Source organism: Streptomyces sp. STAM6, from assembly GCF_054963715.1.
In genome coordinates this window covers 25615-35338 of record NZ_JBUEFZ010000051.1, presented here as the reverse complement: position 1 = coordinate 35338, position 9724 = coordinate 25615, and the positions used below count along the sequence as shown (strand labels likewise).

Annotated in this window: 12 protein-coding genes; 5 read left to right on the top strand and 7 right to left on the bottom strand. The window is 72.8% G+C overall.

The genetic code is table 11. The features are described 5' to 3' along the window. Window positions 1–174 precede the first annotated feature (174 nt). Both ACY34K_RS32005 and ACY34K_RS32000 read right to left on the bottom strand, forming a co-directional pair. Window positions 175–651, bottom strand: coding sequence for an indole-3-glycerol phosphate synthase (locus ACY34K_RS32005; protein ID WP_462753432.1), 477 nt, complete (start codon window positions 649–651; stop codon window positions 175–177). Window positions 652–757: 106 nt separating this feature from the next. Next, window positions 758–1543 (bottom strand): pyrimidine reductase family protein, encoded by a 786-nt coding sequence (locus tag ACY34K_RS32000; RefSeq protein ID WP_462753430.1) that lies wholly within the window; start codon window positions 1541–1543, stop codon window positions 758–760. A gap of 37 nt (window positions 1544–1580) precedes the next feature. On the opposite strand from ACY34K_RS32000, the gene zapE reads away from it, so the two are divergent. The 3 genes from zapE to ACY34K_RS31985 all read left to right on the top strand — a co-directional run bounded on the left by zapE (window position 1581) and on the right by ACY34K_RS31985 (window position 4641). Then, complete coding sequence (gene zapE / locus ACY34K_RS31995) at window positions 1581–2651, top strand: cell division protein ZapE (protein ID WP_462753428.1); 1071 nt, start codon at window positions 1581–1583, stop codon at window positions 2649–2651. Window positions 2652–2686: 35 nt separating this feature from the next. Continuing rightward, window positions 2687–3112: an OsmC family protein gene (locus tag ACY34K_RS31990; protein ID WP_462753426.1), complete on the top strand. Its 426-nt coding sequence runs from the start codon at window positions 2687–2689 to the stop codon at window positions 3110–3112. A gap of 158 nt (window positions 3113–3270) precedes the next feature. Continuing rightward, window positions 3271–4641: an alkaline phosphatase PhoX gene (locus tag ACY34K_RS31985; RefSeq protein WP_462753424.1), complete on the top strand. Its 1371-nt coding sequence runs from the start codon at window positions 3271–3273 to the stop codon at window positions 4639–4641. 90 nt (window positions 4642–4731) lie between these two features. Here ACY34K_RS31985 and ACY34K_RS31980 read toward each other — a convergent pair whose 3' ends face one another. Then, window positions 4732–5100, bottom strand: a complete 369-nt coding sequence (locus ACY34K_RS31980; protein ID WP_462753422.1) for a hypothetical protein — start codon at window positions 5098–5100, stop codon at window positions 4732–4734. Between the two features lie 173 nt (window positions 5101–5273). Here ACY34K_RS31980 and ACY34K_RS31975 point away from each other — a divergent pair, with 173 nt between their 5' ends. Next, window positions 5274–6149: a polysaccharide deacetylase family protein gene (locus ACY34K_RS31975; protein WP_462753420.1), complete on the top strand. Its 876-nt coding sequence runs from the start codon at window positions 5274–5276 to the stop codon at window positions 6147–6149. Between the two features lie 329 nt (window positions 6150–6478). Here the strand turns inward: ACY34K_RS31975 and ACY34K_RS31970 are convergent, their stop codons facing one another. From ACY34K_RS31970 to ACY34K_RS31955, 4 genes are read right to left on the bottom strand one after another with little or no spacing between them, the layout of a single operon-like run. Continuing rightward, window positions 6479–6673 (bottom strand): hypothetical protein, encoded by a 195-nt coding sequence (locus ACY34K_RS31970; RefSeq protein WP_462753418.1) that lies wholly within the window; start codon window positions 6671–6673, stop codon window positions 6479–6481. A 14-nt stretch (window positions 6674–6687) separates the two neighbouring features. Beyond that, on the bottom strand, window positions 6688–7356 hold the full coding sequence (locus tag ACY34K_RS31965) for an ABC transporter (RefSeq protein ID WP_462753416.1): 669 nt from the start codon (window positions 7354–7356) through the stop codon (window positions 6688–6690). Continuing rightward, the gene (locus tag ACY34K_RS31960) at window positions 7353–8267 is read right to left on the bottom strand and encodes an ATP-binding cassette domain-containing protein (protein WP_462753434.1); all 915 of its coding nucleotides are present in this window, start codon (window positions 8265–8267) and stop codon (window positions 7353–7355) included. The genes ACY34K_RS31965 and ACY34K_RS31960 overlap by 4 nt, the downstream gene beginning before the upstream one ends. Continuing rightward, window positions 8264–8941 carry an AIM24 family protein gene (locus ACY34K_RS31955; RefSeq protein ID WP_462753414.1) on the bottom strand — a complete coding sequence of 226 codons (678 nt, stop codon included), beginning with the start codon at window positions 8939–8941 and terminating at the stop codon, window positions 8264–8266. The genes ACY34K_RS31960 and ACY34K_RS31955 overlap by 4 nt, the downstream gene beginning before the upstream one ends. A gap of 70 nt (window positions 8942–9011) precedes the next feature. Here ACY34K_RS31955 and ACY34K_RS31950 point away from each other — a divergent pair, with 70 nt between their 5' ends. Beyond that, window positions 9012–9713 (top strand): peptidyl-tRNA hydrolase, encoded by a 702-nt coding sequence (locus ACY34K_RS31950; protein ID WP_462753412.1) that lies wholly within the window; start codon window positions 9012–9014, stop codon window positions 9711–9713. Window positions 9714–9724: the final 11 nt, after the last annotated feature.

Below are 9724 nucleotides of genomic sequence, written 5' to 3'. Positions count from 1 at the left end.
TCGTGAGATCCCCACGCCTCGTGAGATCCCCACGCCTCGTGAGATCCCCACGCCTCGTGAGATCACCGCGGCTCGTGTCCTCGCGGCTCGTGAGATCCCGCGCCCCGTGAGATCCCTGCGCTTCGTGAGATCCGCGTCGGTCCCGTGCGGTGGTCTCCTTGTCCGCCCCCGTCCTCACTCCGTGTCGTTGTGGGCGAAGAGCTTCAGGACCGGGACGCCCACTTTGTGGCGGGCCCGGGAGGCCCAGTCGCGGTGGAAGAACTCCTCCACGTAGTGCGGCGCGGTCAGCACGATGACCTCGTCCGCCTCGGACTCCTCCACCACGGCCTTCAGCTTGTCCAGCGGGTGGTCCTCGACCACCTGGCCCACGGCTTCGCAGCCGGCCCGGCGCAGGGCCTGGAGGGAGTGCTCCAGGGCGGTCTCGGCCGGGACTCTCGCGGCCTTGCCCTCCGGTTCCTCGCCCTCACGGGTCGCTTCCTTCAGTTCGCCCAGGGCGACGTCGTCGATGGCGCGCAGCAGCACGACGGCCTGGTCGCCGCGGGGCTGCATCAGAACGATGAAGGACATCCTCTCGTCCCCGTGCAGGGTGGTGACGAACTCCACGTCCACGGCCGACAGGGGCTTCTCGATCATCAGAACGCTTGTGAACACCTCAGGAGCCCTTCTGCGGAAACCATCCTTCCCCGTGCGCGCACGGGGACTGCGAATCTAGTGTGCCCACCGGAAGCTAACCGGAGCGAGATATTCCGCTGATTGGTCAGGACCGGCGGTAACGGGTGAAAAGGAACCCGCCCTCCTCCAGCACGGAAGCCAGCGCGAACCTCTCCGGCACCGCCGTCGGCGGCCCACCCGCGATCCGCTGGGCGTCCCCCGCGGTGAGCAAGGGCGAGATCGTGAGGCACAGCTCGTCCAGCACGCCGGCCGCCACCAGCTGCCCCAGCAGCCGCGGCCCGCCCTCGGTCAGCTGGCGCGTCAGGCCGCGCTCGGCCAGTGCCGTGACCGCCCGCTCCGGCTCCACGCCGGGCCCGTCACCGGCCACGACCACCTCGCAGCCCGCCCGCTCGGCGTCCCGCACCCGGTCCGGGGGCGCCGCCGCGTCGGTGAGGATCAGCGTGGGCACCAGCGGCCGGGTGAACAGCGGAAGAGAGAAGTCCAGCCGCAGCGAGGCGCTGACCACGGCGATCGCGGGCGCCGGGCCCTGGCCCGCCGCCGCCCGCCGCTCGGCGAACGCCTCACGCGCACGGGCCGGGCGGTACCCCTCCAGGCGGACCGTTTCGGCCCCGACGATCACCACGTCGGCCAGCCCCCTCAGGGTGCCGAAGATCCGCATGTCGGTGTCCGAGGAGATCGGCTGCGAGCGGCCCTCGTGCTGGGCGGCCCCGTCGAGGGACGTCACCATGTTGGCGCGCAGCCACGGGCCGTCCGGATAGGCGTAGGCGTCGGCCAGCTCGTCGAGGGTCCACTCGTGGTCCCGGAGGTCCCGGAAGTCCTGGGCGTCCGCCGCGGCGGGTGTCTGGTCGGTCACAGGGAACAGGCGTCGCATGCGGTGCAGTGTGGCACGGCGATTAGAGTGAGGAACTGTGTCGACCAGTGCCATAACCGAAGCGGCCCCGCTGTCCCTGTGCGCCCGCGAGCCGCACGTCCCGGCCGACCGTCTGGTCGCCGAGATGGTGCCGCCGCCGCGCTTCGACGCGGTGCGCTTCGACACCTATCTCCCGGACCCGAACCAGCCGAGCCAGACCGAGGCCGTCAAGGTCCTCAGCGCCTTCGCGGCCGGTCTCGGCGGCGCGCACGCGACGGGCGCGGGCAGGCGCCGCTGGTTCGCCAGGAAGCCGGCCGCTCCCGCCGGCCCGCGCGGGGTGTACCTGGACGGCGGATACGGCGTCGGCAAGACGCACCTGCTGGCCTCGCTGTGGCACGCCACCCCCGCCGAACCCGCCCTGAAGGCCTTCGGCACCTTCGTGGAGCTGACCAACCTGGTCGGCGCGCTCGGCTTCCAGCAGACGGTCGCCACCCTCAGCGGGCACCGGCTGCTGTGCATCGACGAATTCGAGCTGGACGACCCGGGCGACACGGTGCTGGTGTCGACGCTGCTGGGCAAGCTGGTCGACGCGGGCGTGGCACTGGCGGCCACCTCGAACACCCTGCCGGGCAAGCTCGGCGAGGGCCGGTTCGCCGCCGCCGACTTCCTGCGGGAGATCCAGGGGCTCTCGGCGCACTTCCGGCCGCTGCGGATCGACGGCGAGGACTACCGCCACCGCGGCCTGCCCGAGGCCCCGCCGCCGTACGCCGACGAGCAGGTGGTGTCGGCGGCGCGGGCGACGCCGGGTGCGTCGCTCGACGCCTTCCCGGACCTGCTGGAGCACCTGGCCCGGGTGCACCCGAGCCGTTACGGCGCACTCACCGACGGTGTCGCCGCGGTCTGCCTCACCGACGTCAAGCCCGTTCCCGACCAGTCGACCGCCCTGCGGCTGGTCGTGCTGGCCGACCGGCTGTACGACCGCGAGGTGCCGGTCCTCGCCTCCGGCCTGCCCTTCGACCAGCTGTTCAGCGACGAGATGCTGAACGGCGGGTACCGGAAGAAGTACTTCCGGGCGATCTCCCGGCTCACCGCCCTGGCGCGGGACGCAAAGGGGTTGGTGGGGCAGTAGGTTGGGATGCGTCACCCCGATCGAAGGGAACCATCATGGCCGCTACCCGCACCGCCCACGCCGTCTGGGAGGGTGACCTCCTCAAGGGCTCGGGCGTCGTCACCCTCGATTCCTCCGGCATCGGCTCCTACCCGGTCTCGTGGCCGGCGCGGACCGAGGAGCCCGGCGGCAAGACCAGCCCCGAGGAGCTGATCGCGGCCGCCCACTCCAGCTGCTTCTCGATGGCGTTCTCCAACATCCTGGCCAAGGCCGGCAACCCGCCGACCCGCCTGGAGACCAAGGCCGACGTCACCTTCGTGCCCGGCCAGGGCATCACCGGGAGCCACATCACCGTGCGCGGCGAGGTCCCGGGCCTGGACAAGGAGGGCTTCCTGGCGCTGGCCGAGGACGCCAAGAAGAACTGCCCGGTGAGCCAGGCGCTCGCGGGTACGACGATCACGCTCACCGCCGAACTCGCCTGACTTTCCCGCCCGTTCCGGCACTCCCGCCTCATGAGGCAACCTGACCCGCATGGTTCACGTGTCACCACACTGCGTGGTACACACATGCGGGTCATGTCATATCTCCTGTTCCCCCGCGGCCCCGTGTCGTGGGGGTTCCGCCGACAGGGAGTTGCCCCATGCCCGAACGTCCGTCCGCAACACGACGTCAGGTTCTCGCCGGAGCAGGCGCGTCAGCCGCAGGGATCGCCTTCACGGGCGCCTTCTCCGAGCTCTTCACCGGCACCGCCGCGGCCCGCGGCCGCTCCGGCTACGGCCCCCTCGTCCCCGACCCGGCGGGCCTGCTCGATCTGCCGAAAGGTTTCTCCTATCGGGTCCTGTCCCGCGAGGGCGAGCCCCTGCGCTCCGGCGAGGGCAACGTGCCCAGCAACCACGACGGGATGGGCGCCTTCGCGGGCCGCCGCGGCCGGGTCCATCTGGTCCGCAACCACGAGAACCGGCACACCGGCCGAATAGGCGTGCCGACCGTGCGCGGCCTCACCTACGACCCGGCGGCCAAGGGCGGCTGCACGGCCATCGAGCTCGACGGCCGCAACAACGTCCTCGGTGAGCGCGTCGCGATCGCCGGTACCGCGGTCAACTGCGCGGGCGGACCCACCCCCTGGGGCACCTGGCTCACCTGCGAGGAGACCGAGGACAGGGCCGGCACCAACGGGTACACCAAGGACCACGGCTACATCTTCGAGGTGCACCCGGCGGACCCGCTGCGCACCGGCGCCGTACCCCTGACCGCCATGGGCCGCTTCCAGCACGAGGCCGTCGCCGTCGACCCGCACAGCGGGATCGTGTACGAGACGGAGGACGCCTTCCAGCGGCCGTTCGGCCTCTTCTACCGCTTCCTGCCGAACAAGCCGCTCGGCGGCACGGGCTCGCTCCGCGCGGGTGGCGCGCTGGAGGCGATGCGGGTCCCGGGGGTGCCGGACCTGTCGTCGATCCAGGAGACCGGCGCCTCGTTCGACGGTGTCGAGTGGGTCCCCGTACCGGATCCGCAGGCCCGCCAGACCCCGATCCGGCTGCAGGACTTCGGCCCCGGGGGCGTCACCCACGCCCAGAAGCTCGAAGGGTGTTACTGGAGCGGGCGGTCCGTGTACTTCGTCTCCAGCTTCGCGCGCGCCGCCGAGGGTTCGGCGGCCGACCACTACGGCCAGGTGTGGAAGTACGAACCGCACCGGCGCCGGCTCACGCTGGTCGTCGCGTTCGGGCCGAGCAGCGACGTCCAACTCCCCGGTGAGTCCCCGGACAACATCTGCCTGGCACCCGGCGGCGGCCTGATGGTCTGTGAGGACGGCAACGGCGCACAGCACGTGTACGGGCTGACGAAGCGCGGTGAGGTGTACGCGATGGCCCGCGGCGCCCAGAACATCGGCACCCCCGACGAGCCCGAGTGGGGCGAGTTCGCGGGCGTCACGTTCTCGCCCGACGGTCAGACCATGTACGTCAACTGCTATACGCCCGGTACCACGTTCGCGGTCACCGGACCCTGGTGCTGATCGTCCGGCGGTCGGCGGGCCGTGTCACCCGCGGGTGACACGGCCGTCTCACACCCGGCGGGGCCGTCCGCCGCGAGGGTGATCCGGGGCTCAGCCGCCGCGGGCGTGCCAGCGCGCGATGGTGCGCCCGCCGGCCGCGCCGGTGCGGGAGACGCGGACACGTGATCCCGCGGAGACGGGAAGGACCTCGCTGCTGCCGGAGCCCACGGTGAAGGCGGTCAGGTTCCCGGCGGCGTCCTCCACGGTCACGGTGACGGACGCGGCCGCGCCCGCCGCGCCCCCGCCCGCGGCCTCCGCCCTCGCCGCACCCCCGGCCGAGGCGGAAGCGGCGCGCACCTCGACGGTCAGCAGCCCGTCCGTGGTGGTCGTCTCCTCGTACGTCTCCGGCTCCGAGGAGTCGATCCAGGTCTTCGGGGCCGGCGGGAGGTCGGCCTGCCTGCCTGCGGTGAGATCGGACATGAGCCCTCCATCGAGTCCGTGCGCTCGTAGCTGCCATCTGACATTACGGCACATCTCTGGACGAAAAGGGCCATAAGGCCGTCCGAGGGTGGCTTCCCCGTGCGCTCGCGCCACACACGGGCATTCTTGGGATGATCGTATATTTTGCGCCAGTGACTCGTTCTGCACGAAGAATGTCGATGCCGGCCGTCCTGGCCGCCGTTCTGCTCGGCTGTGGCGGCTGCGGTGGGGGCGGCACGGACGCTGTCCGCGGTCGCGGTGAGGCCGGGGCGACGACCGCCGCCTCCGCTTCGGCCACCCCGTCGCCGCTCGCCGTGGGGCCGGCCAGGAAGCCGCCGACGATGGCGCCCGGGCCCGGCGGGCTCACGCCCGTGTTCGAGCGCGCCCCCGAGACGGCCGGCGGGCCGGGGGCGCACGGGAAGACCGTCGCCCTGACCTTTGACGCCGACATGACCGCCGATCAGGGCCCCCGGGCGGCCCGCGGCGAGCGGTTCGACGACCCGGCCCTCATCGACACGCTGCGGCGGCTGAAGGTCGACTCCACCGTGTTCATGACCGGCCGCTGGGCCGACGAGTACCCCGACCAGGCCAGGGCCATCGGCAACGACCCGCGCTTCGAGATCGCCAACCACTCCTACAGCCACTATGCCTTCACGTCCCCCTGCTACGGGCTGCCGACCCTGGAGCGCCGGGACATGGCCGCGGACGTGCGCCGGGCCTTCGACTCCTTCCGGAAGGCGGGCGCCCGCAATGTGGTGCCCTACTTCCGGTTCCCCGGCGGCTGCTACGACGACGAGGCACTGCGCGCGCTGGCACCGGCGGGCGTGACGGCGGTGCAGTGGGACGTGGTGAGCGGCGACGCCTTCGCGACCGACGCGGACGCGGTCGCGGCCCAGGTCGTCGCCGGTGTGAAGCCGGGTTCCCTGGTGGTGATGCACTGCACGCGCAGTGCCGCGCCGGTCACCGAGCAGGCGGTCCGGAAGATCGTCCCTGAGCTCCGCGAACGCGGCTACCGGTTCGTCAAGGTCAGCGAGCTGATGCGCCGCTGAGGGCGTGCCGGAGGCTCGGCTCCGGCGGGACCACGTCCCGATGACCGGGGCCTCCTGGCTCAACGGCTCCGGCGGCCCGCAGGCCTGGCGGGCAATGCGAGGGGCCGGCAGACGGATTCGTGGTGCCACGCCGAGCGACGACGGCTTCGCGCACAGGCGCTCGGCAGGAGCGGCGGGGCGGCGTGAGCACGGCGCAGGGGGCGTCGCGGGGCCGCTACCCGGCATCGAGGGGCCGGTCGCCGGGCATCGCCGGGCCGGTGCCGGGCACGCGGGGCCGGTGGGCGGCGCGCGAGCCCCCGGGGCGGCCGAGCCGGGCCGAACGCCCTGCCTCAGCCGGAGCAGGCGGTGCGCTCCGCCTCCCGCCACTCGCACACCGGGCACAGCGTGCTGCCCTTCGTCGACTCGGGGTATTCGGTCGGCTCCTGGCACAGGACGCAGGCGGCGAAGGGCGGGCCGTCCTTCTGCGGGTCCGTCCGCTCCGCGCCCGGCGCCGCTGCCGGCGTCTCGCAGTACGAATCGTCCATGGAACAGAGCCTACTCACTCGCGCCACGCGGTGAGCCGGCACGCCAGGGCGATGGCCGCGGCCGCGACGGCGGCGGCGCCCGCGAGCGGCAGCCACGGCACGTGGACCGTACCGGTGAGGGAGCCGGTGACCAGGCCCGTCACGGCATACTGCGCCGGCGATCCGGTCGTGACCAGGGCCAGCAGCGCGGTCAGGGCGACCGCCATGACCGACCAGCCGCGGCCGGGCACCAGCGGGCGGGTGCACAGCGCGCCGACGGCCGTGCCCAGCAGCACGCAGACCACGGCGGCGACCAGGCCCGCGAGCCCGGCGGGCAGCAGCGGCACCACGACTCCGCCACCGGCGCTGCGCGGGTCGCTGACCGCGGTCACCACGACGGTGGTCACGGTGGCGACCAGCACCATGCAGCCGAGGCCCGCGAGGATCGCGGCCAGGTGGGCGCGCTCGCGGCCGGCGGCGGCCGCGGTGACGCTGCGGGCGGCCGGGGGCTCCTGGTTCAGGCAGATCCGCACCAGCCAGGCGGTGGCCGGGAGCAGGCCTCCCGAGGCGAATCCGAGGGCGCCGAGCACCGGCTCGCCGGAGCGCACACCGATGCCGAGGAAACAGAGGTGGAGCAGGACCGGAGGCAGCCAGCGCTGCGAGCGCAACAGCAGGGCGGTCTGGTAGCGGAGCAGTGCGGTCATGGGGCGGGGATTCTCGCTTCGGCCGGGTTCACGGCATGGATGCGCCAGGGTGGTCGGGCCGTGAGCAACTCCCTCAGCAGCGCGTCGGAGTGGGTCGCCGCGACCGTGAAGCGCACACCACCGTCCGGCAGCGGTGTGGGGGTGGGGGATCCGGGCAGGTCGTCGCGGAGCCGCCCGCCGGAAGCGACGACCACGACCCGGGGCCCGGCCGGGACGACCGCACCCCCGGTGTCCGCCGCACCCCCGGTGTCCGCCGCGTCCGCGACGGCCGCGGTGCCCGCCGGGCCGGCGGGAGGCCGCCTGGTCCGCTCGAGCAGGCCGCCGCGTACCGCGTACGAGGCGTCGGGCGCGCCGGCCAGGCGCCGCGGGTCGTGGTCGACGAAGACCACCGTGCCACCCGCCCGGGTCCGCTCCCGCACGGCGAGGTCCAGCTCGGCGCGGGCGGCCGAGTCGAGCCCGGTCCACGCCTCGTCCAGGACCAGCAACTCCGGCTCGGCCAGCAGCGCCTGGGCCACGGCGACCTTCTGGCTGCTGCCCTTGGACAGCTCCCGCAGCGGGGTGCGGGCGTACGCCGACGCTCCGAAGCGCTCCAGCCAGCCGGCCGCCCGCGCCGCCGCGACCCGACCGGACAGTCCCTGCACCCGGCCGATGTGGGTCAGGTACCCGGTGGCCGTGAACGGCAGCGCGGCCGGAAAGCGTTCGGGGACGTACGCCGTGCGCCTGGGGCGTCCGGTGATCCGGCCCGCGGTCGGGGCGTCGATCCCCGCGATCATCCGCAACAGGGTCGATTTTCCGCTGCCATTGGTGCCTTCGATCCGGACCAGGGTGTGCGGGGGCAGCGCCAGGTCGACGCCGCGCAGCACCCAGGGCCCGCGGAGGCCGTAGCGGCGGCCCACTCCTCGGAGGTTCAGCTCTGGGTCGCTTTCTGCGGGGTGGCCTCGCTGGGCCGGACTATCACGAAGCCCTCGCCCTGCAGCATCAGCTGCACGGCTTCGCCGGAGCCGCCGCGGATCATCGAGCCGATGGACTGCGAGCGGTGCAGCGAGGTGTTGAGCTGGGCGCTCCAGCCGACGACGGCGTCGGTGTCGACGTACACCGGCTGGTTCGTGGTGACGGGGATCACGATGGGGTTGCCTTCGCAGATCACGGCGAGCCTGCCGTATCCGGTGAAGACGCTGTTGAAGAGGCCGCCACCGGTCATGCCGGCGCCCTTCACGGTCCGGATCTCGTACGACAGGGTGGCGTCGAAGCACAGCACGTTGCGGCCGTTGACGGTGAGCGCGTCCCCCTGCTCGACGTCCACGATGAAGCAGTTCTGCGCCTCATGGGCGAACCAGGCCTCGCCCTGGCCGCGGACGGCCATCAGCGGCAGGCCCTCGCCGGTGACGGCGCGCTTGAGCATGCCCCCCAGGCCCTGCCCCTTGCGCTCGAACTGCAGGTTGCCGCGGTAGGCGATCATCGACCCCTGCCGCGCGTGCATCTCGCCGTTGACCGCGTACTTGACCGACTTCGCGTTCTGGAGGGTCATGCCCGGCACCGTCGCCTGCTGGGCCATGTTCTCGGATGCGAAAAGATCGCTCTTCATACCGGCATCGTCACCCGGAATGATTCCCTCCGCCAAGAACGGCCTTCCGGCGTGCTGGCAGACTGGCCGGGTGAGCAGCCAGAACGACATCCCCGCCGCCCCCGACACCCGTGACGAGGCGCCCCAGTTCGTCCTCCCCCTGGTCGCCCGGATCGAGAAGGACGGGCCCCCGTCCCGCACCGACGCGCTGGAGACCGCCGCCCGGGCGGTGGTCGTGATGCTCTCCGACGAGCGGTCGCTCGGCGACGGCGAGTGGGCGCAGGCCGTCCGGGACTGGCAGGACGCCCGGATCCGCAAGGTCGTGCGCCGGGCGCGCGGCGCGGAGTGGCGCCGGGCCTCGCGGCTGCCCGGTATCACGGTCACCGGCGGCAGCGCGGAGGTACGGGTCTTCCCTCCGGTCCCCCTCGACGGCTGGCCGAAGGAACTCGCCAAGCTCCAGGTGTCGGGCACGGAACTGGACGACACCGGCGAACTGCCCGATACCCGCCCGGAGCAGGCGCTGCTGTGGCTCAACCCGGAGCTTCACATGTCCACCGGCAAGGAGATGGCCCAGGTCGGCCATGGCGCACAGCTACTGTGGTGGGCGATGACGGACGAGGACCGCACGGTGTGGCGCGAGGCCGGTTTCCCGCTCGCGGTCCGCACCGCGCACCCCGATCGCTGGGCCGAACTCACCGGTACCGGGCTGCCGTTGGTACGGGACGCCGGCTTCACCGAGATCGCTCCGGGGTCGTGCACGGTCGTCTCGGACTTTCCGGTGCGTTCGAACTGAACGCATCGCCT